The organism is Rhizobium sp. P40RR-XXII (assembly GCF_012641405.1).
Lineage (GTDB): Bacteria > Pseudomonadota > Alphaproteobacteria > Rhizobiales > Rhizobiaceae > Rhizobium.
In genome coordinates this window covers 40510-64456 of record NZ_JABAII010000021.1, presented here as the reverse complement: position 1 = coordinate 64456, position 23947 = coordinate 40510, and the positions used below count along the sequence as shown (strand labels likewise).

At 57.5% G+C, this 23947-nt stretch carries 23 protein-coding genes and 1 pseudogene; 18 read left to right on the top strand and 6 right to left on the bottom strand.

Annotated features, from left to right (window positions below):
- Positions 1–72: 72 nt before the first annotated feature.
- From HGP16_RS28680 to HGP16_RS28635, 10 genes are all read left to right on the top strand, one after another.
- Positions 73–1335: an ABC transporter substrate-binding protein gene (locus HGP16_RS28680; RefSeq protein ID WP_168843352.1), complete on the top strand. Its 1263-nt coding sequence runs from the start codon at positions 73–75 to the stop codon at positions 1333–1335.
- A gap of 74 nt (positions 1336–1409) precedes the next feature.
- Positions 1410–2357, top strand: a complete 948-nt coding sequence (locus tag HGP16_RS28675) for a carbohydrate ABC transporter permease (protein ID WP_168843351.1) — start codon at positions 1410–1412, stop codon at positions 2355–2357.
- Positions 2354–3298 (top strand): carbohydrate ABC transporter permease, encoded by a 945-nt coding sequence (locus HGP16_RS28670; protein WP_168843350.1) that lies wholly within the window; start codon positions 2354–2356, stop codon positions 3296–3298. Before HGP16_RS28675 ends, HGP16_RS28670 begins: the two co-directional genes overlap by 4 nt.
- Before the next feature lie 5 nt (positions 3299–3303).
- The gene (locus tag HGP16_RS28665) at positions 3304–4419 is read left to right on the top strand and encodes an ABC transporter ATP-binding protein (protein ID WP_168843349.1); all 1116 of its coding nucleotides are present in this window, start codon (positions 3304–3306) and stop codon (positions 4417–4419) included.
- 13 nt (positions 4420–4432) lie between these two features.
- The gene (locus HGP16_RS28660) at positions 4433–5956 is read left to right on the top strand and encodes a GMC oxidoreductase (protein ID WP_168843348.1); all 1524 of its coding nucleotides are present in this window, start codon (positions 4433–4435) and stop codon (positions 5954–5956) included.
- 4 nt (positions 5957–5960) lie between these two features.
- Complete coding sequence (locus tag HGP16_RS28655) at positions 5961–7616, top strand: GMC family oxidoreductase (RefSeq protein ID WP_168843347.1); 1656 nt, start codon at positions 5961–5963, stop codon at positions 7614–7616.
- Positions 7617–7704: 88 nt separating this feature from the next.
- Positions 7705–8874: a Gfo/Idh/MocA family protein gene (locus HGP16_RS28650; RefSeq protein ID WP_168843346.1), complete on the top strand. Its 1170-nt coding sequence runs from the start codon at positions 7705–7707 to the stop codon at positions 8872–8874.
- A 27-nt stretch (positions 8875–8901) separates the two neighbouring features.
- Entirely contained in the window at positions 8902–10983 is a 2082-nt protein-coding gene (locus HGP16_RS28645; RefSeq protein ID WP_168843345.1) for an FAD-binding protein, read from the top strand.
- Between the two features lie 10 nt (positions 10984–10993).
- A complete protein-coding gene (locus tag HGP16_RS28640) occupies positions 10994–11986 on the top strand; it encodes a sugar kinase (protein ID WP_281408269.1) in 993 nt (330 codons plus the stop codon).
- A 175-nt stretch (positions 11987–12161) separates the two neighbouring features.
- Positions 12162–13061, top strand: coding sequence for a fructose bisphosphate aldolase (locus HGP16_RS28635; RefSeq protein ID WP_168843343.1), 900 nt, complete (start codon positions 12162–12164; stop codon positions 13059–13061).
- 31 nt (positions 13062–13092) lie between these two features.
- On the opposite strand, the gene HGP16_RS28630 is transcribed toward HGP16_RS28635, so the two are convergent.
- The 4 genes from HGP16_RS28630 to HGP16_RS28615 form a co-directional block, all read right to left on the bottom strand.
- Positions 13093–14220 (bottom strand): helix-turn-helix domain-containing protein, encoded by a 1128-nt coding sequence (locus HGP16_RS28630; protein ID WP_168843342.1) that lies wholly within the window; start codon positions 14218–14220, stop codon positions 13093–13095.
- 444 nt (positions 14221–14664) lie between these two features.
- Positions 14665–15141, bottom strand: a complete 477-nt coding sequence (locus tag HGP16_RS28625; RefSeq protein WP_246703594.1) for a hypothetical protein — start codon at positions 15139–15141, stop codon at positions 14665–14667.
- A gap of 137 nt (positions 15142–15278) precedes the next feature.
- Complete coding sequence (locus HGP16_RS28620) at positions 15279–15650, bottom strand: VOC family protein (RefSeq protein ID WP_168843340.1); 372 nt, start codon at positions 15648–15650, stop codon at positions 15279–15281.
- A 140-nt stretch (positions 15651–15790) separates the two neighbouring features.
- Positions 15791–16399, bottom strand: coding sequence for a DUF2026 family protein (locus tag HGP16_RS28615; protein ID WP_168843339.1), 609 nt, complete (start codon positions 16397–16399; stop codon positions 15791–15793).
- A 314-nt stretch (positions 16400–16713) separates the two neighbouring features.
- Between HGP16_RS28615 and HGP16_RS34800 the strand changes: the two genes are divergently transcribed.
- From HGP16_RS34800 to HGP16_RS28580, 7 genes are all read left to right on the top strand, one after another.
- Positions 16714–16947: an HIT family protein gene (locus HGP16_RS34800; RefSeq protein WP_409526869.1), complete on the top strand. Its 234-nt coding sequence runs from the start codon at positions 16714–16716 to the stop codon at positions 16945–16947.
- 243 nt (positions 16948–17190) lie between these two features.
- Positions 17191–17826, top strand: coding sequence for a hypothetical protein (locus HGP16_RS34795; protein WP_409526868.1), 636 nt, complete (start codon positions 17191–17193; stop codon positions 17824–17826).
- A gap of 47 nt (positions 17827–17873) precedes the next feature.
- Positions 17874–18131, top strand: a complete 258-nt coding sequence (locus HGP16_RS28600; protein ID WP_168843337.1) for a hypothetical protein — start codon at positions 17874–17876, stop codon at positions 18129–18131.
- Between the two features lie 139 nt (positions 18132–18270).
- Positions 18271–18468 (top strand): hypothetical protein, encoded by a 198-nt coding sequence (locus HGP16_RS28595; protein ID WP_168843336.1) that lies wholly within the window; start codon positions 18271–18273, stop codon positions 18466–18468.
- A gap of 262 nt (positions 18469–18730) precedes the next feature.
- Positions 18731–18922, top strand: coding sequence for a hypothetical protein (locus HGP16_RS34235; RefSeq protein WP_246705623.1), 192 nt, complete (start codon positions 18731–18733; stop codon positions 18920–18922).
- Positions 18923–19000: 78 nt separating this feature from the next.
- Positions 19001–20323, top strand: coding sequence for a type II toxin-antitoxin system HipA family toxin (locus HGP16_RS28585; RefSeq protein WP_168843335.1), 1323 nt, complete (start codon positions 19001–19003; stop codon positions 20321–20323).
- Between the two features lie 17 nt (positions 20324–20340).
- Positions 20341–20619 carry a helix-turn-helix transcriptional regulator gene (locus HGP16_RS28580; RefSeq protein ID WP_003517384.1) on the top strand — a complete coding sequence of 93 codons (279 nt, stop codon included), beginning with the start codon at positions 20341–20343 and terminating at the stop codon, positions 20617–20619.
- Between the two features lie 771 nt (positions 20620–21390).
- Here HGP16_RS28580 and HGP16_RS28575 read toward each other — a convergent pair.
- Positions 21391–22333, bottom strand: a protein-coding gene (locus HGP16_RS28575) for an IS630 family transposase (protein ID WP_168843334.1) whose coding sequence is annotated in 2 segments (ribosomal slippage) — positions 21391–21996 and positions 21998–22333 — 942 coding nt in all. Because the reading frame shifts where the segments join, the coding sequence is not laid out codon by codon here.
- A 484-nt stretch (positions 22334–22817) separates the two neighbouring features.
- Positions 22818–23108 (bottom strand): annotated as a pseudogene (locus tag HGP16_RS28570) (transposase domain-containing protein); the annotation flags it as partial.
- Positions 23109–23437: 329 nt separating this feature from the next.
- Here HGP16_RS28570 and HGP16_RS28565 point away from each other — a divergent pair.
- The gene (locus HGP16_RS28565; protein ID WP_205927581.1) at positions 23438–23737 is read left to right on the top strand and encodes a helix-turn-helix domain-containing protein; all 300 of its coding nucleotides are present in this window, start codon (positions 23438–23440) and stop codon (positions 23735–23737) included.
- The last annotated feature ends 210 nt before the right edge of the window (positions 23738–23947 follow it).

Genomic DNA, 23947 nt, shown 5'->3' with positions numbered 1-23947 from the left:
CTACGCCCGAGGAGGGCGGGTGATCGGTGCGGGAATGGTCCCGCACCTTAAACTTGTACTGGGAGGTTTTCAATGCGCAAGTTTCTAACATCTACCGCTGTAATTGCACTTGCATTTGCTGGTGCGACTGCTGCGGCACGCGCCGACGACGTGAAAGAAGTGCAGATGCTGCACTGGTGGACGTCCGGCGGCGAAGCTGCGGCGCTCAATGTCCTGAAACAGGACCTGTCCAAGGAAGGGTATGCCTGGAAGGACGTCCCGGTAGCAGGCGGCGGCGGCGACGCCGCGATGACCGCGCTGAAGGCGATGGTCGCCGCTGGCAACTATCCGACCGCCTCGCAAATGCTCGGCTACACCGTCCTCGACTACGCCCAGGCCGGGGTCATGGGTGATCTGACCGAAACTGCGAAGAAGGAAGGCTGGGACAAATCCGTTCCAGCGGCGCTGCAGAAGTTTTCGGTATACGATGGCAAATGGGTCGCCGCCCCGGTCAACGTTCACTCGGTGAACTGGCTGTGGATTAACAAGGCCGTCATGGACAAGATCGGTGGCACCGAGCCGAAGACGTTCGATGACCTGATCGCACTGCTCGATAAGGCGAAGGCTGCGGGCGTCGTTCCGCTCGCTCTCGGCGGCCAGAACTGGCAGGAAGCGACGATGTTCGACTCGATCGTGGAATCGACCGGCGGTCCCGAGTTCTACAAGAAAGCGATGAACGACCTCGACGAGGAGGCGCTGAAGTCGGATACGATGAAGAAATCGTTCGACAATCTCGCCAAGATCATCAAGTACGTCGACCCGAACTTCTCCGGTCGTGACTGGAACCTGGCGACCGCGATGGTCATCAAGGGCGATGCGCTCGTGCAGGTCATGGGCGACTGGGCCAAAGGCGAATTTGTAGCCGCCAAGAAGACCCCGAACAAGGACTTCCTGTGCTATCGCTTCCCCGGCACCGAAGGCAGTGTGATCTACAACTCCGACATGTTCGGCATGTTCAAGGTACCTGACGATCGTAAGGCGGCGCAGGTTGCGCTTGCAACGGCGACGCTGTCGAAGAGCTTTCAGTCGGCCTTCAACGTCGTCAAGGGTTCGGTTCCGGCCCGTACCGACGTTCCCGATACTGACTTCGACGCCTGTGGCAAGAAGGGCATCGCCGACCTGAAGGCTGCTAACGAGAAAGGCACGCTGTTCGGTTCGCTGGCACAAGGTTATGGCGCACCTCCCGCAATCGCCAACGCCTACAAGGACGTCGTCTCGAAGTTCGTTCATGGTCAGATCAAGACCTCCGACGAAGCTGTCAAGCAACTCGTCCAGGCGATCGACGACGCACGCTAAGTGCGGCTGAAAGTCTTCCCCGCGGAAATCGCGGGGAAGATGCCCGGTCGAGGCCCCCCGAAGGGATGACTACCATGAGCACTGTCGCTACCACCGAACCAATTCTAACGCGCGAGAAGCGCACGTCGATGCGTGCGCGGATCCAGAACACGCTGCCGCAGATCGTGCTTGCTCCAAGCTTCGCGATTACCATCATCTTCGTGTATGGCTTCATCGCATGGACGGCCTATCTGTCCTTCACGAATTCGAAGACTTTTCCGTCCTACGCCCTGACCGGCGCGCGCGCCTATCAACGGCTGTGGCGCTGGACGTTTGAAAGCGATCCGCCATCCAGTTGGTACACCTCCATCACCAATATGGGCATCTTCGGCGTGCTTTATGTCGGCATCTGCCTGACGCTCGGCTTGTTTCTGGCGATCTTGCTGGATCAGAAGATCCGTGGCGAGGGCGTTCTGCGACCGATCTTCCTGTACCCGATGGCGCTGTCGTTCATCGTCACCGGCGTTGCGTGGAAATGGTTCCTCGATCCGGGTCTCGGCCTCGAACAGACGCTGCATCACCTCGGCTGGACGAGCTTCCATTTCGATTGGATCAAGAACAAGGACTTCGTCATCTACACTGTCGTTATCGCAGGCGTATGGCAGGCCTCCGGCTTCGTCATGGCGATGTTCCTTGCCGGCCTGCGTGGCATCGACAGTGAGATCATGAAAGCTGCCCAGATCGACGGCGCGACGACTGCCCAACTCTATCGCCGGATCATCATTCCGTTGCTGCGCCCTGTCTTCCTGTCAGCCTTCATCGTGCTCGCTCACATGGCGATCAAGTCCTACGATCTTGTCGTGGCGCTGACCTCCGGCGGGCCGGGCGGTTCGGCTTGGCTGCCGTCCAACTTCATGTACGAATACACCTTCAAGCGCAACGAGATGGCCGTTGGCTCTGCAAGCGCGATCATCATGCTGATGACGATCTCCGCGATCATCGTTCCGTACCTCTATTCCGAACTGAAGGAGAAGGCGCGATGACTACGATTTCCACCCCGTCTTCACCATCACGGAGCATTGCCAGTGGGCGCTGGATCAACCGCACGATTATCTATGGCCTGCTGGTCGTATTCGCAATCTTCTACCTGATGCCGCTATTCGTCATGCTGGTTACCTCGTTCAAGACGATGGACGAGATCCAGAATGGCAACATGCTGGCCTTACCTCAGTCGCCGACCATCGATCCCTGGTTCAAGGCCTGGGGCGAGGCCTGTGTCGGTCTGACTTGCACAGGCATCAAGGGCTACTTCTGGAACTCGATCAAGATGGTTGTGCCAGCCGTGGCGATCTCCACGATCCTGGGCGCGTTGAACGGCTACATTCTGACGAAGTGGCGTTTTCCAGGCCACACGTTGGTCTTCGGTTTGATGCTTTTTGCCTGCTTCATTCCGTTTCAGTCGGTGCTTCTCCCCATGGCGACCATCCTTGGCAACCTCGGTCGGTTCGGAGCAACGTTGCGTAACGAGATCGGCATGTCGTTAGGCTTCGGCAACTCGACCGTCAATCTCGTCATCGTCCACGTCATCTATGGTCTCGGCTTCACGACGCTCTTCTTCCGTAACTACTACGAGGCGTTTCCGGACGAACTCGTGCGCGCAGCCCAGGTGGACGGAGCAAGCTTCTTCCAGATCTTCCGCCGCATCATGCTACCGAACTCGCTGCCTATCATTGTCGTCACGGTCATCTACCAGTTCACCAATATTTGGAACGACTTCCTGTTTGCGTCGGCTTACGCAGGCTCAGGTGACTCGATGCCAATGACCGTTGCCCTGAACAACGTCGTCAACACCTCGACTGGCGTGGTCGAGTACAACGTCAACATGGCCGCCGCAATGATCGCCGCCATGCCGACCCTCATCGTCTATATCGTCGCCGGCCGCTATTTCGTTCGCGGTCTGATGGCGGGCGCTGTCAAAGGATAATCACAATGGCTTTCCTCAACATCTCCGGTCTTAGAAAGCGCTACGGCGCCCTGGAAATCCTTAAGGGCATCGACCTCGAATTGGAAAAGGGCGGCTTCCTCGTGCTTGTCGGTCCGTCCGGCTGCGGCAAGTCAACGCTGCTCAACACGATCGCCGGTCTCGAGACGATCACCGAAGGGGATATTCGCGTCGACGACCGCAGCATCGCCGACCTGCACCCATCGAAGCGCGACATCGCGATGGTATTCCAGAGCTACGCGCTCTATCCGAACATGACGGTGGCGGGAAACATCTCCTTCGGTATGGAAATGCGCGGTGTGCCCGCCGAAGAGCGCAAGCAGGCAATCGACAAGGTCGCCAAGGTGCTGCAGATCGGCCATCTGCTCGATCGCAAGCCGAGCCAGCTCTCGGGCGGCCAAAGACAGCGCGTGGCAATGGGCCGTGCCCTGGTCCGTGACCCGAAGCTCTTTCTCTTTGACGAGCCATTGTCGAACCTCGATGCCAAGCTTCGCGTCGACATGCGCACCGAAATCAAGCGCCTTCACCAGGCGACCGGCAAGACGATCGTCTACGTCACGCATGATCAGATCGAGGCCATGACGCTTGCAACGAAGATCGCCGTCATGAAGGAAGGCATTGTCCAGCAGTTCGGCACGCCCGCGGAAATCTACAATAATCCGGCAAACATGTTCGTCGCCGATTTCATGGGGTCGCCGGCCATGAACCTCCTTTCAGGCAAGATCCTGAAGGATTCGAACGGTCTCGCCGTTTCGCTGGAGCGAACAGCGGGAGAGGCGATGAAGCTCCCGATTGCACCGAGCATGATGTCTTTGGCAACCTACGCGGACCGCAATGTTGTCTTCGGCATCCGTCCCGAAGCCCTAACCGACCCGGAAGGCGCCGACCGAAATGCGCAGAGCGTCGCGGAGAACGATTGCCTTATCGAGGTCGTCGAGCCGGCCGGATCGGACACTTTCGCGGTCACCAAGCTGGGTGGCAAGGAAGTGGTGGCGCGACTGCGGGCCGATGCCCGGATCAAGGCGGGCGAAACGGCACGCCTCGCGTTCAACCTCGACAAGGCCGTCTTCTTCGATCCGCAGACCCAGGTCCGGATCGCGTAGGACAGGAATTGAAATGAACGTCACACCCGATATCGTCATCATCGGCTCAGGAGTGGGCGGATCGACCGTGGCGGCCGGTCTAGCCGCGAGCGGCGCCCAGATCCTCATCCTGGAAGCCGGCGATCACATAGCCGACCTGCCGGTGAATCGCGATCAACGAGCTATCTTCCAACGCGGACACTTCCGACCGAAGGAGACGTGGTACGAAGCCGATGGAAAAGGCTTCAATCCCGGCAACTACTATAACGTGGGCGGGAACTCGAAATTCTACGGCGCGGTGCTGTCTCGCTACCGAAAGGAGGACTTCGGGATTCTCAAGCATCGGGAAGGCGTTTCTCCGGCGTGGCCGTTTCCATACGAGGTCTTGGAGCCCTGGTACAGTCGTGCGGAGCGCATGTACAGGGTTCGCGGCACTCTCGGCGAAGATCCGACGGAGCCGCACCATTCTCTCGGATACGAATACCCGCCGGTTCCGGATGAAGCTCCCATCTCCGCCGTGAGAGCGCGTCTCAAGAGAAAGGGGCTGCACCCATCTTCGCTGCCACTTGGCATCGACATCGACACCTGGCTGGCCAAGGCGAAGACACCGTGGGATGCCCATCCGAATTCCAAGGACGGCAAGATGGATGCCGAAACGGCGGCGCTTTCCATCGCGATGAAGCATCCGAATGTCGCCCTCCAAACGAACTCGCGCGCGGTTCGGCTAGAGACCGGCCAAGGCGGTAAGATTGAGAAAGTCGTCTTCGTCAGGGACGGACAGACGCTTTCCGTGGCCCCGAAAATCGTCATCTTGTCCGCGGGTGCCGTTCAGTCGTCGGTCCTGCTGCTGCGCTCGGCAAGCGACCGCTACAGGAACGGCCTTGCGAATTCCTCCGACCAGGTCGGACGGAACTTCATGAACCACAACGCTTCGGCCGTGATCGGCGTTTCGCCGACCTTCCGGAACACGTCCGTCTATCAGAAGACGTTCGCGTTCAACGATTTCTATCTTTCAGATGGAGACGGAGGTTTTCCTCTCGGCAACGTGCAACTCCTCGGACGCGTGTCTGCCAAGATCCTCAAGGGATCCCTCCCAAGCGCGCCGGAATGGTTGCTCAATCTCGTAACGGGCCACGCAATCGACTTCTATGCGATGAGCGAGGACATACCCAATCCCGAGAGCCGGGTCATGGTCGATGGCGATCGCGTCATCCTGCAGTGGCAGCGGACAAACTGGGGAGCTCACCTCGCACTCGTCGCGAAACTGAAGCAAATCCTGAAGTCGATCGGATTCCCGATCGTGCTGGCCAGAGCGTTCGACAAGCGCACACCGTCGCACCAGTGCGGAACAATCAGGATCGGAAACGATCCTGCCTCCGCACCACTGGACGTATACTGCCGTTCTTACGACCACAGTAATCTCTTCGTCGTGGACGCCAGTTTCCTGCCGACATCGGCCGCGGTGAACCCCGCCCTTACGGTGGCAAGCCAGGCGCTTCGCGTGGCGGACCACATAGCCTCGCAGGATCTCTCGTTCTCTCGCATCCAACAGGATTAGCAAAATGCGTTTCGACTACATTATCACGGGAGCTGGTCCGGCCGGGTGCGTGCTTGCGAACCGGCTCAGCGAAGACCCAAACGTCAACGTGCTCCTGCTGGAAGCGGGCGGCGGCGATTGGAACCCACTGTTTCATATGCCCGCCGGCTTCGCAAAGATGACCAAGGGCGTCGCGAGCTGGGGCTGGCACACGGTGCCTCAAAAGCACATGAACGGCAGGATCCTCCGGTATACGCAGGCCAAGGTCATCGGCGGCGGCTCATCGATCAACGCGCAGCTCTACACTCGCGGAAATTCCGCCGACTACGATCTTTGGGCGAGCGAAGACGGTTGCGAGGGGTGGGACTATCGCTCGATCCTTCCTTACTTCAAACGCGCCGAAGACAATCAGCGCTTCTGCGACGACTACCACTCCTACGGCGGTCCGCTCGGCGTATCCATGCCGGCCGCGCCGCTACCCATTTGCGACGCCTATATCCGCGCGGGACAGGAACTGGGTATTCCGTACAACCCGGACTTCAACGGCCGACAGCAGGCCGGTGTTGGCTTTTACCAGGTCACGCAGCGCGATCATCGCCGTTCTTCGGCGTCCATGGCGTACATTTCCCCGATCAAGAACCGCAGCAACCTGAAAGTCCGCACCGGCGCGCGCGTCTCGCGCATCGTGCTGGAAGGCAACCGCGCCGTGGGCGTTGAGATCGCAGGCGGAAGCGGCCCGGAGATCGTTCGTGCCGAGCGGGAAGTCCTGGTCTCCTCGGGAGCGATTGGCTCGCCGAAGCTGCTTCTTCAGTCGGGCATCGGTCCCGGCGATCATTTGCGTTCCGTAGGTGTGAAGGTACTTCACGACCTCCCGGGCGTCGGCGGCAACCTGCAGGATCATCTCGATCTGTTCGTCATCGCCGAATGCACTGGCGACCACACGTATGACGGCGTGGCGAAACTGCATCGCACACTCTGGGCGGGCATGGAGTATGTGCTCTTCCGTACCGGCCCTGTTGCATCGTCGCTTTTTGAGACAGGCGGCTTCTGGTACGCCGAGCCCGATGCTCGCTCGCCGGACATCCAGTTCCATCTGGGTCTCGGATCCGGCATCGAGGCTGGCGTCGAGCGCTTGAAGAACGCGGGCGTCACGCTGAATTCCGCTTACCTTCACCCGAGATCACGTGGGACGGTCCGCCTGTCTTCGTCCGATCCCGCGGCAGCACCCCTCATCGATCCGAACTACTGGTCGGACCCGCACGACAGGAAGATGTCTGTCGAAGGCCTGAAGATTGCGCGCGAAATCATGCAGCAGGACGCCCTCAAGCCGTTCGTCCTGGCCGAGCGTCTTCCCGGCCCGAAGGTCACGACCGACGAGCAGCTTTTCGAATACGGCTGCGCCAATGCCAAGACGGACCACCATCCCGTCGGGACGTGCAAGATGGGCACGGGGCACGACGCCGTCGTCGGCCTCGATCTCAAGGTCCATGGGCTCGAGGGACTGCGCGTGTGCGATTCCTCGATCATGCCGCGTGTTCCCTCCTGCAACACCAATGCTCCGACGATCATGGTCGGCGAGAAGGGAGCCGACCTCATTCGAGGACTGCCGCCACTCCCATCGGCGATCTTTTCATACGAGCGCAACGATACGCGCCCGAGGGCACGCGCCGGCGTCCGGTAGGAAACACGTCACGCCTCCGTAACCGCGGGGAACAGATGAATATCAGCGACCGGTCGTGAACGGGCCGGATTTCAAGGGAGTTTTCGCAATGGGCGAAGTCAAGGTGGCTGTGCTGGGCGGCTCGGGCTGGATGGGCAAGATCCACACGATGGCCTACCAGACCTTTCCTCATTTCCTCGGTCCCTCCGGAGGGACCGCGCGCGTCGTCGCGATCGTCGAGGCAAATCCGGCCGCGGCCGAAGATCTTGCCCGACGGGCCCCCGGCGCGAAGATCCTGCAGAACTGGCAACAGGCGGTAAACGACCCGGAAATCGACCTGATCGACATATGCCTGCCCGACAGCCTGCACTACGAGGTAGCCAAAGCTGCACTGATCGCCGACAAGCACGTGTACTGCGAGAAGCCGCTGGCGAATACCGCCAAAGAGGCTCGCGAGCTTGCCGATATCGCCCGAGAGAAGGGCGTCATCACGAGAGTCGGCCACGCGTTCCCCCGCAATCCGGTGCACGACCTCGCCAAGGAGATCATCCAGGCAGGGGAAATCGGCGAGATCGAGATGTTCAAGGGCTGTCAGCACGTCGATATGTACGGCGACCCGATGGCACCATTCATGTGGCGCGCCGACGGCAAAGTGGCCCCGACGGGTATCGTCGGTGACACCGGCTCGCACATCTTCAGCTTCATGGAGTTTCTGGTGGGTCGCGTCAGCTCTTTGATTGCCGACAACCTGATCGTCACGGCCAGCCGGCCTGTGGTGGAAGGGCTTGCATACGGCGAGCAGGTCAAGCTCAAAGGCGATGAGAAGTGGGCAGAGATTACCAATCCCGACGCCACGAACCTGCTCTGTCGCTTCGAAAATGGTGCTGCGGGGATCGTCGACTTCAGCCGTGTCGCCACCGGCCGCAAGTTCATGCAGACCTACGAAATCTATGGAACAAAAGGCAGCATTGCCTACACCTATGACGAGGTGAACCGCTTGCGCTTCTACACGAACGACGACCGTGCCGGACGAAGTGGCTTCCGCGAGATCGACGTCGGGCCTGAAAACCCGACCTTCAGGGCGTTCCTACCGCTTCCGAACTTCGCCCTCGGGTACAACGAGAGCAAGATTATCGAAGCCGCCGAGGTGGTGAAGTCGATCACCACGAACACACCGATGTGGCCAACGTTCGAAAACGGTCATCATATCTGCCAGATCGTCGACGCCTGCATGGAATCCTCGCGCCTGAAGCGCTGGATCGACATCCCGCTCTCCTGAGCCAAGACCTCGCAAGGACCTGCGCCAATGACCATCGATGTTCCGCAACACATCCTCGACGCGCTCACGGATGTCGACATGCCGCGACTGTCCCCGGAGGCAATGTCCTCGGAGATAGTCCGCCTGGCGGGCATCGATGTGCCCGTATATCGAGCCGGCTGCGTCATCGTCGGATCTGGCGCGGCGGGGCTGCGTGCAGCGGTCGAACTGAAGCGGCGCGGCGACGATGTGGCGATCGTCAGCCAAAGCGCATGGGGCGGCACGTCCGCTTGTTCCGGCTCCGACAAGCAGACGCTGCACACTGCAAATACCGCTGATCAAGGAGATAATTATAAGGCGATGGCGCGGGCAATCCGGGCGGGCGGCGCGATGGACGAGGACACGGCTTACGTGGAGGCGGTCGGCTCCCCGCGTATGATGGCGTCGCTGCAGTTCCTCGGCCTTCGACTTCCGCAGGAGCCACTTGGCGGGACGTTGCGATATCAGACGGATCACGACGAGGTCGGTCGCGCGACGAGCTGCGGACCAAGAACGTCGAGGCTGATGGTCAAGGTGCTGGCCGAAGAGGCAATACGTCTGGGGATTCCGTTCTACAACCATGCAACGGTGGTGAAGATCCTAAAGGAAGAGCAGGGGGCCGCAGGCCGCGTTTGCGGCGTGCTCGTCATGAAGGCGGGCCATCGAGCCGAGAAGAATCTCCTTGGCTTGACTCTCTTCGTCTGCAACGTCCTGGTACTCGCCGCCGGCGGACCCGGGGAACTCTATCGGGACAGCGTCTATCCGAACGGCTGCTTCGGCTCTTTGGGCTTGGCGCTTGAGGCGGGCATCGAGCTGGTGAACCTGACGGAGAGCCAATTCGGAATTGGCACTCGCCGGGAAGGATTCCCTTGGAATCTTTCCGGCACCTATATGCAGGCCATTCCCCATATCTTTTCGCTAGATGCCGAAGGAAACGAGCATCATTTCCTCGCGGGGTACTATCGGACCACCCAGGAACTAGCATCGAACGTATTCCGGAAAGGCTACCAGTGGCCATTCCATTCCACCCGCATGCTCGATTTCGGATCGAGCCTCGTGGATCTCGCCATCTATCGAGAGACCATTGCAGGGCGTCAGGTTTTCATGGATTTCAACAGGAACCCACTGCCTGTCCCCGGCGACCTGCCGTTTTCGCTTGCACGGCTTGACTACGACGCAAGTCAGTATCTTGGCAATGCAGGGGCGATCCAGGAGATGCCGATCGATCGTCTCCGGCACATGAACCCGCTTTCGATCGAGCTCTACCGCCGCTACAAGATCGACATTGCCGAGCAGCCGCTGGAGTTCGCTGTGAACAATCAGCATATGAACGGAGGGATCATGGTCGACACCTGGGGGCGCAGCAACCTTGCCGGTTGCTACGCGATCGGTGAGGCCGCCGGAACCCATGGTGTTACCCGTCCCGGAGGTGCTGCACTCAATGCCGGACAGGTTTTCGGTACACGCGTCGCAGAGCACATATCTGCCAGCCAGAAAGCCCGGACGCCCCCCGGAGCTGACATCAGGATTGCTGCCGAGCAGGGCATGGCCGAAATCAGCGCGCTCCTTCGCTCCGACAGCGAACTGACGGTAAAGGCGGTCCGCAGCGAGGTGCAGGCGCGCATGAGCGATAAGGCTGGTTTGATCTGCGATCCGGGCAACGTCACTGACGCACTGCAAGAGGCACGACTGCTCAACAAGCGCATCGGCGAACATGGAATAACTTACGACCGGGCCGCAGAGGCGACCCGCGCCGTTCAATGGTATCAGATGGCGATCGCATCCGAAGCTGTCCTCGCCGCCTTGGATTTCTTCATCGCAAATGGCGGAGGCAGTCGCGGCGCGCGGGCGATCTGCGATCGCAACGGTGACTCCTTGCCTCTTTCCAAGTCGGGTCCGCTCGAGGAACTTCGCTTCCGGAAGGAACGCGAAGAGCATCGTCGGGAGCAAATTGTGGTGCGAATGAGCACCGAGGGCTTCGATATCCACACTCGCCGGAACCGGACGTTTGACGAAAGCGCCAAATGCTTCTTCGAACGGGACTGGCCTGCCTGGCTCACCGGGCGCATCTACGATCTCGAGACTCGCTGAGGTTGCCCGGATGGTGGAGTTTGTATCGAGAAGAATTGTCGCCATCGGTGAGGCGATGATCGAAATGGCGCCTGATGGAGCGAACATGTTTCGCTTCGCTTACGCCGGTGACACATTCAATACAGCATGGCATATGGCGCATTTGCTGGGTGTCGCGGCGAGTGTGGCCTTCGTGACGAGGGTAGGGATCGACGGTCTTTCTGGCCGGTTCGTCGAAGAGCTACGCGCAGATGGGTTCGATACGGCGGTCATCTCGCGAGATTCCACGCGGACAATGGGACTCTACGTCATTGAGCTGGACGGCGTTGAGCGCAGCTTCCATTACTGGCGAAAGGATTCGGCAGCCGCGCATCTCGCCGATGATCCGGCGGAGCTGTCGGTGGCGATGAGTGGCGCAGACCTCATCCATGTTTCAGGGATAACGCTGGCTATTTTGCCTGAAAACGGTCGCCGAACACTGCTTGATGCCGTTGCGCGGGCTCGTGACGCAGGCGCAGTCGTCTCCTTCGATCCGAATGTCCGCCCGAGGCTTTGGGCGTCGCCCGAGCACGCGCGGCAAAGCATTCAAGACATGCTTGCGCTCAGCGATATCGTACTCCCGAGTTTCGACGACGAGGCCGCTCTGTGGGGCGACAAGTCCCCGGCCGACACCATTGCAAGGATCGAAGCTGAGGGAGGGAAGGAGATTATCGTCAAGAATGGCGCGCATGCGATTACCTTCGCCGCAGGCAACGAGAGCGGCGAGATGGCGACTCCCAAAGTTGCAATGATCAGGGACACGACAGGGGCCGGCGACGCCTTCAACGCAGGTTATCTGGCGGCCCGTATTGGCGGGATGACGCTGCGTGACGCAGTGCCTTTCGGCCAGCAGCTTTCAGCTGAAGTGCTGCGGCATCCGGGGGCTCGCGCACCAAAGGAAGCTCTCGGACGGCTGCTTACGCTGCATCGCGACGCGAAGTTGGGCCGCATGTTCGCGGACCCGAGGAGTACGACGCCGAAATAGTATTGAGGAAACTGCCGTAGACGCATTGGGTCGGCACGACGATGCAAGTATGTTTGCAGCGTCGTGACTCGGAAAGTCCCTGAGCTTGGAAGCAACTGGGAATTTGATCAACCTTGGAACCTTGGGTGTGGACTTCGACGCCATCACGTTAGGACGCAGCGCAAAGGGAATGAAAATGGCAGCAGATGCACGGATGATGGCGCAGATGACCAGCCGGGACGGGTTCATCGCCGCCCTTGATCAAAGTGGTGGTTCCACGCCGGCCGCTTTGCGTCTCTACGGCATTTCCGATGCCGACTACAGCGGCGAGGAGGAGATGTTCCGGCTTGTGCATGAGATGCGGGTGCGCATCGTGACGACCCCCGCATTCTCCGGTGACAAGGTGATCGGCGCCATCCTTTTCGAAAGGACCATGGATGGAGACGCGAATGGAAAACCGGTCCCGTCGTTCCTTTGGGAGGACCGCGGCGTCGTGCCGTTTCTGAAAGTCGATAGAGGATTGGCGGGCGAGGAAGATGGCGTCCAGCTCATGAAGCCGATGCCCGATCTTGACGCTCTGCTGGAGCGCGCGGTGAAGAAGGGAATCTTCGGTACCAAGATGCGGTCGGTGATCGCTCATGCCGATAAGACCGGGATCGCTGCCGTGGTGAAGCAACAGTTCGTCGTGGGTCGGCAAATCCTGGACCACGGCCTCGTTCCGATCATCGAGCCGGAAGTCTCTATCAAGAGCTCGACGAAAACCGAAGCGGAAGCCATCCTGCGCGACGAGATCGCCCGGGAACTCGATGCTCTGTCGCCGGACCAGCATGTCATGATCAAACTGACCATTCCGACGGTCGCGGATTTTTACAAGTCGCTCGTCGACCATAAGTCAGTCGCTCGTGTCGTCGCGCTCTCAGGCGGCTATAGCCGTGTCGACGCCTGCGAAAAGCTCACTCATAATCATGGCATGATCGCGAGCTTCTCAAGGGCTTTGACGGAAGATCTGCGGGTTACGATGAGCGACGCGGAGTTCGACGCCAGTCTCGGGAAAACGATCGAAGAAATTTACAAGGCGAGCGTATTGAAGGTCTGAAGGCATTCCCGCACACCGGTAGCCGGCGCAGTCAAAGCCCAAGGGAGCTGAGCCAGCCGTTAAACGTCGAAAGGTCTTTTGCGCCTATCGGATGCGCCATTTCGTGCATCCCCGAATGTTTGCGCACTTCACTGGGATTGTAGCCGAACTCATGGGTGAACGCGCGACAGAAGGAGGCGGCGGAATCAAAGCTGAGCTGTTCGGCTATAGCACCAATCTTCAATCTATTGGCTGGATCGCTCAGCGCCATGTGCGCAGCCAAAAGCCGTCTTCTTCGAATGTAATTCAATACTCCGCCGGATGTCTGAAACATCTCGTAAAGCCGGGTGCGCGAAATGGCCAATTCTCGGCTGAGTTTCTCCGGCGTTAGGGACGTCGAATGGAGGTTATCTTGGATGAATTGCCTTGCCCGCGTCATCAATCCAGTTTGCGTCGCATCACTATCGAGGCGATCATGCGCCAGCGACGTCATGATTTCAAATATCGTATCACGAAGCTGGTTCCTCACGCCGGCGAGGTCGTTTTTGGTCAGCCGTTCGAGGTTCGTTTCGAGATGATCCACGTAACTGTGGAGAAGTTCGACGCGCTCTCCTCCCAATACGATATTACTGTCGGCGTTTGGGAGTCCGCCATGGATCGCAAATAAATCACGTGGGAGAATAAGCGCGAGGGACTGGCCGGCAAGAGATCTCCCATAAAAGGGGCATCCCAAATTGCGTATTTCCATCATACCTGGGGCATTTTCGATCACTCGCCCGTTCGTGCTCGCCCATGTCTTTCCGGTCCGCAAAAATGTGACCTGCCAATGATCCATCGAGCTATAGCGTACTTTTTCTTCAGATCGCGCAAAGCTGAATGCGGGACTGTCCTGCTGGATGAGAAGCACCCCTTCCAGATTCCAGACGATTTGATTCACGGGAAATGCATCACCGATGCGGAGGCGCTCTGGCATGTGGATGTCGATCAACGGCGTCATGAATTGCTGCCAGGCCGCAAATTGCTGATCAATAGCCAAATCCAAGTTCGAAAACGACAAGGATTCCGGGGCTGTAGCAGCTTGCATTTCCGGAAATAGCGGCGCCTGCGACAAACGCGGCCATTTCCGTCTCTCGACGAAATCAGCCGGCTTGATGGAAGTATCGGTTTCCCTCGCTATCACGATGTAACAGCCCCTGATGAAGATGCAACTTCTGGCGGGCTTTCGCCATGGCCTCCGTAGCTTCTAGCATACAATATATAATCGTTGCCTGATTTAGATCAAACTAACTCTTCCGGAGCATTTCCTTGCGGACGTCGATTAAGGACTATGCCATGTAGACGACTGCAATGGATAGCGGGAACGCGCCATTTGCATCTATTCCGCTTACCGCCTCGCCAGCATTGGCAAGATCAAGCCTCATCTGGTCTCTTGGGGTTGTCCAGACGGTTCGAACCCCAACTTCTTATCGACGGTTACGCGACCGCTCGATTCACCCAGACAAGAACGCGCCACCCGTTCGGCTTGGCGAGTGTCAGAAGCTCGCCCTGCACCTTTCCCAAAATGTCGCCTGTCGGTAGGCCTGCATCTGGGTTCCCCTAGTCGGCTGCCACTACTTTTGGCTTATCAGTTTCGGGGAGATCTAAGCCAAGTGCGGACGGACGCCATGATCCGCTCCTTCATCTCGGCCATCCAATTTCGAACGATCTCAACGCGGTCCATAATCCACTTAAGCCAGCCATAGGTTAGCAGTTTCTCACGGCCCGCGTGGAACAGGCGCTCAACTAGGAGAAAGCTCATCAGATAGGCCAGTGCGATTATGACCAGCCCCGAGATTACATGGCCCCGGGCGATCACGACCAATGCATAAATCTTCAGGGGCTCGGCAATCGCGAGCGGAACCACAAAGAGAACAAGAATGACGGCTCGCGGCAGTGAACCCACAAACTCGCCAAAGTGCTTTACGATGGAAAGCGAAGCAAACCAATTCACGAGCGGCCGATAAACGGGCCGGGCGATTTCGCTGATGACAACGAACACGGCTATAATGAGCCGCAAGGGCAGTAAAAGGAATTGCCAGGCAGACTGGCGTCGGTGTTTCATGACCATTTTCGAATGCCTGGAATTGCCACCAATCGGTTGACGTTATGCGGCCTGTTTCAATTTCGCGGAAATTCGCCGCTTCAGCTTAAATACCTTCGTCCGTGGAAAAGTGGAGCAAGTCAGTCTTCCAAAACAAGCTATTTGATACGCCATGGTGGGTTAATGCGATTTTGCCCAGCAAAGTATAGCAGGACGCGATTACCACCAGGATCAAACAGCTCGGCTTCTCGCCACAACCAGCTTTTATCTTCGGGCGGGCTTGTGAATTGAAGCCCTTTCTTCTGCAGTTGGCTGACCGTCTCATTCAAATTGTCACATTCAAAATACACCGTAGTCCCACGACCGGCGCTCTCGCCTTGGTGCAATGAAAACGTGCTGTCGCCGTCCGGGCATAAGAATCGAGCATAGTGGGGACGTGCATCGACGACAGGCTTGAGGCCAAGAGTGCAATAAAAGTTCCAGCCTGCATCGAGGTCGGGCATCGTTACCGTCACTTGATTCAAGCGCATGATCCGTGTCCTCCAGAAACAGCCCTTTATTGCCGTCGTATCTGGGCGAGGGGCACTCCATCATGCAGCCACCGTGCGCGAGAAAATTCAAGGGGAACACAAGGACATTTCAATCGCGTGGGGACGCGTTCGTGCCACGATTACCAAGCACCAACAAGGGAGTTGCCGATGAGTGGTACGGCGTTGGATTTTCCATCCTGATGCCGCACTGTGATTGATGTCTGCATCTTTCTGGGAGATTTCCGGAACCAGTTCGCTGCGAGGCTGGCGAGGTCTCCAATCATCGGATTCTTGCGCCAGTCTGCGAAACGTCGGCTCGTTGCATCAGGTTCGGCACGATAGAAGAAGTCGCCGGACTGGCTCAAATCATTGATGGACGAGCGCATCGATGAGAGCGGCCGCTGAAACATCTTCGGCGGAATCGCCAAACCCGGGGTGCTCTGTGAGAACGTAGGGGCCATGAAATCGATCGCCCAATCGTCAGCCTCGACCCAGCAATGGAAATTCTCACCAGCGCCAGAGACGTAACCATCGTCGCGCTGGTCTGCGAAGAGGATGTACTTTCCGTCGAGGTTGTAGGCCGCGAGCCCGCTTTTTGCCTTTGCCTTCACCTTGAAGTGATGTTCGAGGATGAAGGCCCCAAAGGTGCTGAAATACATCGAAGCCGTGGCGGGATTGGCGTTTTCGTTGACCAACAGGCTGTTGATGACCCGGTAAATCCGATGGTAGTCGCTTTGGGTGATCAACATCACCGGTTCCCCTTAATCCAGATGGCTGGCATTCCCGTAAGTGACGGCAGAGGCCGTGTAAACTCCATATGCGGCGGGGTGCCGCGACAAATTCGATTGAGATCGTGCTCGTCGCCAATTGTTGATAGCCCCATCAGTAAAGCGCAAGATCTTCCCACAAGCACATGCATCCTTGGATCATCCGGCACGGACGTTTCAGCGAGTGCTATTTGTTCACAAGTAGCGCTGGCTTCTTTGGGTTGAACATCGGGTTCGGTGCTTGATATCGTTAACCGCCTATAGCTGCGCGGGCGAGGAAATTATGACCGGAAAGAATTCTTCGTGCCTCTTTTGCGACATCGCGAACAATCGGATTTCATGCGTCCCCATTTTGGAAAGCCCTGAGTTACTGGCGTATCCTCGATACCTCTCCGATCCGTCGTGGGCATGTTCAAATCACCCCTCGCGATCATTTCAACTATTTCGATGATTTGCCAGCCGACCTTGCGGGCGAGCTAGTTTGCACAGGGCAAAGGATCGCGCGTGCCCAAAAGAAACTTACGGCGTAGATCGTGTCGTTTTCCTTTTCTCAGGGGGCGATATTCCACATGTGCACGCTCATGTTGTGCCGATGAGAGAGAAAACTGATATTGCGGCAAGGCTGTACATTGCCCAGGAAGGGCTCACCTTCAGGCCAACTCCTGCTGCTTCACTGGAAGAGTTGGAGGCTACGCCGGTGACAAATTCAATACAGCATGGCATATCGCGCATTTGCTGGGTGTCGCGGCGAGTGTGGCCTTCGTGACGGGGGTATGGTTGCTTTCAAAGACATGGCTGCCGAAATCGATGAACCAAACGACGCACGTGGGGCTTCCGTAGCAAGGCGCGCATCAAGACGGCAATCCAACGCGCTGCTGCGTCGTCCGGTGCAGACGACTCCGCTTTTTCGCTCAACGCTACTTATCAAGCCGTTTTCTTCAGACAAAAATCAGCCATGGGCACGACTCTTCTCCCGACTCCTGCATCCATGTGATCAAATTCAGGCGCCGAGCGCAGCGTCCGAATCGCCTTGGGAAACGACAGATATTCGTTGGTATTGGAAGGTTTTTCTGCGATTATTTGAAGATCCGTTGAGACGACGGAACCGACCGATGTCCCACGGGTTACCTCCGCAGCAAGAGGAGCCGACCATGCCGTTTCCATGCCCACGAGCCCAGGATTTAGAGCAGCGCATCGAGGAATTGAAGGTGGCGGCCAAAGACGCCCTGGAAGAAGTCATCGCCTCAGCAAACCAAGCGGGGTGGGGTACTCGAGAGGTACTCGTCGCACTGGTCGAGGCAGTCCGTTCTCTCGATAAAGCCAACAGTGCTGACCCAGATCCTGCTGATGATCCGCCAATCGGCAACGCTGTTCGCGAGCAGATAGGACACGGTGAACAATTCGATTAAGGAGCCGCGCTGGTCCGCCAGAAGAATATGGCGAAAGAGGCAAACAAATGACCGTAACTCGCGGCACATTTCTGGCCACCGGAGGAATTTCAATGATCGGTTCGGTGAATGCTGGGGCTTCCAACTTCAAAGTCCTGTTTCAGGGCAATGTTTTTGCCGACTACTTTCAAATCTATTTGCGTGATGAGGGTCACCCTGATCTGCCCGACGACTACACGGACCATACGATTGCTCGACGTCTTGCGGCTGGGCCGTATGCTATTATCCTGCATACGGTCCAATACGACCGTGCCGGTTCGCGTTGAATGGCACAATAGCCGTCCTTCGCTCCACCTCGATGCTTCTTACCAGCACGTGGTTGAGGCGAGTTTCGATTGCCCGTCAGGCCAACCCCGTCTTCATTGAGCTTTCAAGCCTGCAAGGTGTCGCGGACCTGAAGACGGGATGATCTACCGCGTTCCCACGGACGTTTGGAAAGAGCGGATCGAAAGCATCGCTCTTGGTCTTGTCGATGCACAACGCTTGCCGCCTTTGATTGTCGAATGGCGATATGGGCATTTGATCGTCTGTGATGGTAGCCATCGGCATGGGGCGATGTCGCTGAAAGGCTGGACAGCTTGCTTCGCGGTGACCTGCCACTGAAGTTTCATCCGGCTGCGATTAGAGTCCCGATGGTTTTGGAGGAAATTCGCAGTGGCAGGTCAACAGAGGAAATTGCAGAAAAATATCTGAGGTCAGCGATATGAGTAAGTCGAGCTTTGAAAAGAAAAACGAACATGGTTTCTACGCGATCGGACGCCAGCGCGATCAACTGGCATCAGAAAAGCGAAGGTTGGCGAGGCAATTGCGCTATGCCCAGGATTCGGCCCGGCTTGCGAGCCTTTAAACGCAATACGATTTCGGAATGGTCTTCTTCGCTGCAATGGGAGCTGTCTTGCTCATTGTGTTTGATGGGAGAAGCGGCTCCGATGCTTGGTTGACGCCCGCGCTGAGCCTGTCCCTCATGCTGTTCGCCTGCGGTAGTGCGTTGCGTGGCCGGAAGATGGTCAGCCGGATCAGAAGATTCAATCACCGCTTCGGTACCTGGCAGTTCTGAGGGCAATTATTCAACCCACTTTGATGGGTTGAATAACTTGAAAAAATGCATTATTTGAACCATTGAAAGGGTCAATTAATGCGCCTAACGCTCCAAACCCATTTTGATGGTGAGTGGCATCACGCCGCGACGCTAGAACTGAAGGACGACGCGGCCGGCTTCAAGGGCGCGTCGATCGTCGATTACGATCTCGACTATTTCGTCACCGTGGCGTCGGCGGAATTCGCGGCCGGAAAACCGGTCCGCGACCATCGCGCCTTGTCAGTCCGTTATCCTGTTGATCTGGAAAATCGATATAGCCGCAGCTGGCCGCCCTTCCTCTTGGATCTTATGCCCCAGGGGCATGCAAGGCGAAAGCTTGCCGAGCACCTCGGCCTTGCTGAAGGCTCGCGCGCTTCCGATCTATCGCTGCTTCTGCGATCGGCAACGGGCGGCATAGGCAATATCCGCATCAAGGAACCGGCCGAGGCCGAAACGGAACGGCTGCGCGGTGTTGAGCGCCAAGGGGTTACAGAGGCGGAAATCCTTGAACGATCAGATCGCTTCATGGAAGTCGCCGACCGCTTTGGAATGCTCGCCTCCGGCTCAAGCGGCCTGCAAGGCGAATGGCCGAAGGTCTCAATGACCCAGGCGAATGACGGTCTCTATTATCCTGACAGCTTCGTGACCGATGATGAGGCCGTGCGCCACGTCATCGTCAAGCTGGTCCGCAGCAACGAGCCTGTGGACCGCCTGATTCTCGAAGGCGAAGCCCTCTATTCGCGGATAGCTCAAGAGATCGGCCTGAATGTCAACGAACACTCGACCTACGCCGAAGGCGTTCTGATCATTCCCCGTTTCGACCGGATGAAAAAAGAAGGTGTCGGAACCGTCCGACTGGGGCAGGAAAGCCTCGTGTCCGCGATCGGGGTTGCCGATTTCGGCCATGTCGGCACGCATGAGGCCTATATCGACGTTCTGCGCCAATACTCGGCCAATCCCTTCGGGGACATTGTCGAATACCTGAAGCGCGATATCGCCAACCTCGCGCTTGGCAATCCCGACAATCACGGCCGGAATTCCGCATTAAGCAAACACCAGGACGGCACGATCCGCCTGTCTCCGCTCTTTGATTTCGCGCCAATGCGGCTCGCCAAAGAGGGGATCGTCCGTTCCACCCGCTGGGCCATGATGCGTGACGCAGGTCGCGATCATCTTCCCGATTGGAAGCACATTTGCGGCGAATTGATGCCTGATCCTGCTGAGCAGAGTGCGCTCGTAGCTACGCTTGCCATGTTTGCCGAACACTTGCGCCAGGCTCCGACCATGGCGAAAGATATGAGCGCGCCTCCGGAAATTCTAGACCGTGCGATGGGGCGCTGTATCGCGATAGCCGACGGCGTTCTGGCCGCGTGTCAATGATGGCGAAGGACCGCTAGATGGCTCGATGGAGAAAGCCAACGAAAGAGGAAATTCTTGAGAACCGGCGAACACTGGCGGAACGCGCTCGGACGGGCGACTTGAGGTTACCTGAGGCTGTAGTTGAAATCCGAAGAGGGCTTGGTTTGACGCAGGACGAATTCGCCAAGACGCTATCGCTCACCAGGCGCCAAGTTGCTGAGATCGAAGCCGGCACGGCGAACCCAACGCTCGAAACTTTAGGGAAGATTGGCCGATTGTTCGGATTTACTGTGGGGTTTATTCCGAAGGCGCAATGATGGCTGAATTTTCAGTTTGCCGCATCGATCAAAAGTTGTGCTCCGGACAGGTGCGGATTTCAAACCGCACACGAAAAGGATCATTATCGGTCTAGGGCGTGATCAAACGAGGCTCAAAGTCAAGAAGACGAGGCAGGGCGAAAATAGCGAAGCTGACTGAACCCGCCATTGTCACGACGGGGTCAGCGGTACGCGGCTTGCGGTCACGCCGACTTGGGTTTTAAAGATACCGCATCGGCATCGAGATTGGGTTCAGCCACTAAGGCAAATGTGGAATCGTCAGAACCGTCTTTTGCAATACCTAATCCATGGCTAGCGGGCGCATTTAAGACTGCGTCAGCGATCATGGCTACAGATGCGGAACCAAGCAGTATCCGTTGCCAGACGACGTGTCTGCGAGCACGATTATCTCGTCTCCGTTCGGCTACGGAAGCAACAATGTCACTGGAATTCGCACCCTTTGCCCATATGAGCTCGATCGCCAGGGGAAGTTAAAGTCAAGTTTAGTGACGTTGGCCATGCCGCCTCGTTCTGAGTACCATAGTTCAGCTTTTGGGCTCCTTTCTATTCCTATCCGACCAGCCAATCTCCCTGGGCGAAATCAAATGCCCGAACCGGCGAATTCATGTGGATTTAGGCGAGACCCAGTGTCCAGCGACAACAAACGTGTAAAACCGGGCTAAGAATCGGATTGAACTGCCTGAAAACGCTGTGTTTTGCGGCCATTCGGGGGTATCTCCCGGATTAAACCGGCTCTAGAGCCTGCTGCTTTCATACGGAAGCATATCCTGAGTTTGTGAGATAGTTAGCGCATTCGGCTGGCGAGAAGCAGTCGAGCATTTCACCAGCCTTGCGCCATGTCGCTTCGACTGTGCGAGGCTGTTCTCTCCTGATCAGGTGCTTGAGCTTCGCAAAGACTTGCTCGATGGGATTGAGATCCGGGCTGTAAGGCGGCAGGAAGAAGAGGTGCGCGCCTGCGGCCCGGACGGCACGACGGACGGCTTGGCCCTTATGGCTGCCGAGATTGTCGAGGATGACGATGTCGCCCTTGGCGAGCGTGGGTACGAGGATCCTCTGGATATAGAGGGTAAAGAGCTCGCCGTTGATCGGCCCATCGATGACCCAAGGGGCATCGATGCGATCGCAGCGCAAGGCGGCAATGAAGGTCAGGGTTTTCCAATGCCCGTGCGGGACCGCAGCACATAGGCGTTGGCCACGCGGTGCCCACCCCCTGAGGGGCGCCATGTTGGTCTTGATCCAGGTCTCATCGAGAAAGACCAGCCGCCGCGCTTCGATCCGCCGTTGATGGATCTTCCAACGCAACCGTTTCCTGGCGATATCCACCCGCGTCTGCTCGGCCGGCAGAACCGTTTTTTTTGAAGCTCAGGCCCTCGGCCCGGACGAACACCCAAACGGCGCGTCGCTCGGTCTTGATGCCGCGTTCGGCCAGTTCCGCCACAAGGCCCCGCGTCGTGAACGGGCCGGATCGACAGCGTTGGCGCAGCCAGTCGGCCCGCTCGCCGGACAAGGTCCGCTGCTTGCGCCCGCCGACGCGGCCTGGAGTGAGAGCGCCGGTCTCTGCAAGGCGCTTCTTCCACTTCGAAACACACGAGGGAGCGATCGCAAGTGCTGCTGCGATCGATCGTATCGTTTCTCCGGCATTCAAGCGCGCCATCGCCCGTTCGCGAAGATCTTCGGAATATGGTTGGGTCATCCCTGCCGACCGTCCTTTCCCGGTAGGAACAGAGAATCATATCTCAGCTGATTTGCGAACCTGCGATTCTGAGAAATCGAAGCGTGCTCTAGTCTCGGATTGTATTTTCGCCCCGAGTATTCGGGCGTTTCCTTGAAATTTGATTCCCTCCTGAATTGGCCCACACCTTGGTATTCCGTGATGAACTCCCGACCCATTCGCATGGAATTTCAGCCGTAAGACGCAGCTGGTGCTCGACCGGCACTATTTTCGATGATTTCGTCTTCGCAAGATCGCGCCTCACAACCTGACACATCTGTCGAATTGCTCTTCGCCTGAGCAATAAGAGCCCAACGTAGCATCGAAGGCGCCATTGCGGGAAAAGGGTGGTCGAAAACGATATCTGCTGAAAAGTGAGTGCTGAAAGAAAGTAAGCGCGATTTTCGATGCGCATTGACGGCGGCAAGCCCGATGAACGTCCGCGCATTGGTAGTGAGATCCGGCTCTATCCAACCACAGTAGTATTGGAGAAGTTGAACGGCAGCAGGTCGCCGATTTCGGCCGCTTCTTCGCGCTGCAGCAACTCTGTGAGCACGTGGCGCAGCCAGGCGAGCGGGTCGACGCCGCAGGCGCGGCAAGTCAGCATGAGACTGTAGATCACGGCGCTGGCTCTGGCTCCGTCGACGGTATCGCTGAACAGCCACGATTTTCTGCCGGTGGCAAAAACTCTGATTTCGCGTTCCAGAATGTTGTTATCGATCGGCATCCTGCCGTCACTGGTGTAGCGTGTCAGGTAAAAGGCGCTGGGCGGGAATATACCGCCCTATCTGCAAATTCCGTCGCGACTGCCGGTCGATGGGCAGTTGGTCGCGAATGCGGGAAATGAGATCGCCTCCATGGTCAGTTATGACCCGGTTATGCGCGTCTTAAGCTTTGAAGGGAGGCGACAAGCGTCGGGGTTGGAAACGGTCCAGCTGAAGGTGTCCAGCCCTAAACAGTCGTTGGCACGGCTGGAGGAGGCGCTGGTGTCATTGATCGGAGAGACGCCGAGAAAACGGTAGACTTTCTTGACTTAAATGCTATTATATTAGCAATTAACGCCTTAAATTAAGGTTTAGTGCTAAAATGACAGCATTTACGATGAGTTCTCCGTCAGAAACTGTGCGTGACCTCGCGGCCAGAGTGAAAAAGCGGCGGATTGATGCTGATCTCACTCAACGAGATTTAGCATCAATGTCGGGCGTCTCATATGGTTCAATCCGCCTCTTCGAGGAAACGGGCAAAATATCTTTCGAGGCTCTCGTGAAGGTTGCTTTCGTGTTGGATGCAGACAAAGAGTTTGAAACCTTGTTTTTGCCGCGCCAAAAACAAACGATTGATGAGATTGTAGAAAGTCCTGAGCGCCAGCGAGTGAGGAAGAAATGAACTTCAAACCAGTTCGTAAGATGACAGTTGCCTTAAACGTTGAAGGCGATCATCGAGAACTTGGGACGCTCGCTTGGAGTTCTGAGGAACGCCGCGCCTATTTCGAATATGCACCGAGCTTTCTGGCAAACCCACTTCTAGTATCCCCGTTTAATTTGTGGGCTAAGTCGGGAGTGATACCAGCGCCTCACGAACCCTTCGATGGCCGCG

What these genes read in the sequence shown, in the direction of transcription:
- HGP16_RS28640 (WP_281408269.1), top strand. Translation starts at nt 10,994, where the DNA reads ATGGTGGAGTTTGTATCGAGAAGAATTGTCGCCATCGGTGAGGCGATG.
- HGP16_RS28665 (WP_168843349.1), top strand. Translation starts at nt 3,304, where the DNA reads ATGGCTTTCCTCAACATCTCCGGTCTTAGAAAGCGCTACGGCGCCCTG.
- HGP16_RS28650 (WP_168843346.1), top strand. Translation starts at nt 7,705, where the DNA reads ATGGGCGAAGTCAAGGTGGCTGTGCTGGGCGGCTCGGGCTGGATGGGC.
- HGP16_RS28660 (WP_168843348.1), top strand. Translation starts at nt 4,433, where the DNA reads ATGAACGTCACACCCGATATCGTCATCATCGGCTCAGGAGTGGGCGGA.
- HGP16_RS28615 (WP_168843339.1), bottom strand. Translation starts at nt 16,399, where the DNA reads ATGTTGATCACCCAAAGCGACTACCATCGGATTTACCGGGTCATCAAC.
- HGP16_RS34795 (WP_409526868.1), top strand. Translation starts at nt 17,191, where the DNA reads ATGGTTGCTTTCAAAGACATGGCTGCCGAAATCGATGAACCAAACGAC.
- HGP16_RS28635 (WP_168843343.1), top strand. Translation starts at nt 12,162, where the DNA reads ATGGCAGCAGATGCACGGATGATGGCGCAGATGACCAGCCGGGACGGG.
- HGP16_RS28600 (WP_168843337.1), top strand. Translation starts at nt 17,874, where the DNA reads ATGACCGTAACTCGCGGCACATTTCTGGCCACCGGAGGAATTTCAATG.
- HGP16_RS28670 (WP_168843350.1), top strand. Translation starts at nt 2,354, where the DNA reads ATGACTACGATTTCCACCCCGTCTTCACCATCACGGAGCATTGCCAGT.
- HGP16_RS34235 (WP_246705623.1), top strand. Translation starts at nt 18,731, where the DNA reads ATGGTCTTCTTCGCTGCAATGGGAGCTGTCTTGCTCATTGTGTTTGAT.
- HGP16_RS28580 (WP_003517384.1), top strand. Translation starts at nt 20,341, where the DNA reads ATGGCTCGATGGAGAAAGCCAACGAAAGAGGAAATTCTTGAGAACCGG.
- HGP16_RS28680 (WP_168843352.1), top strand. Translation starts at nt 73, where the DNA reads ATGCGCAAGTTTCTAACATCTACCGCTGTAATTGCACTTGCATTTGCT.
- HGP16_RS28585 (WP_168843335.1), top strand. Translation starts at nt 19,001, where the DNA reads ATGCGCCTAACGCTCCAAACCCATTTTGATGGTGAGTGGCATCACGCC.
- HGP16_RS28625 (WP_246703594.1), bottom strand. Translation starts at nt 15,141, where the DNA reads ATGAAACACCGACGCCAGTCTGCCTGGCAATTCCTTTTACTGCCCTTG.
- HGP16_RS28620 (WP_168843340.1), bottom strand. Translation starts at nt 15,650, where the DNA reads ATGCGCTTGAATCAAGTGACGGTAACGATGCCCGACCTCGATGCAGGC.
- HGP16_RS28675 (WP_168843351.1), top strand. Translation starts at nt 1,410, where the DNA reads ATGAGCACTGTCGCTACCACCGAACCAATTCTAACGCGCGAGAAGCGC.
- HGP16_RS28565 (WP_205927581.1), top strand. Translation starts at nt 23,438, where the DNA reads ATGACAGCATTTACGATGAGTTCTCCGTCAGAAACTGTGCGTGACCTC.
- HGP16_RS28655 (WP_168843347.1), top strand. Translation starts at nt 5,961, where the DNA reads ATGCGTTTCGACTACATTATCACGGGAGCTGGTCCGGCCGGGTGCGTG.
- HGP16_RS28595 (WP_168843336.1), top strand. Translation starts at nt 18,271, where the DNA reads ATGATCTACCGCGTTCCCACGGACGTTTGGAAAGAGCGGATCGAAAGC.
- HGP16_RS28645 (WP_168843345.1), top strand. Translation starts at nt 8,902, where the DNA reads ATGACCATCGATGTTCCGCAACACATCCTCGACGCGCTCACGGATGTC.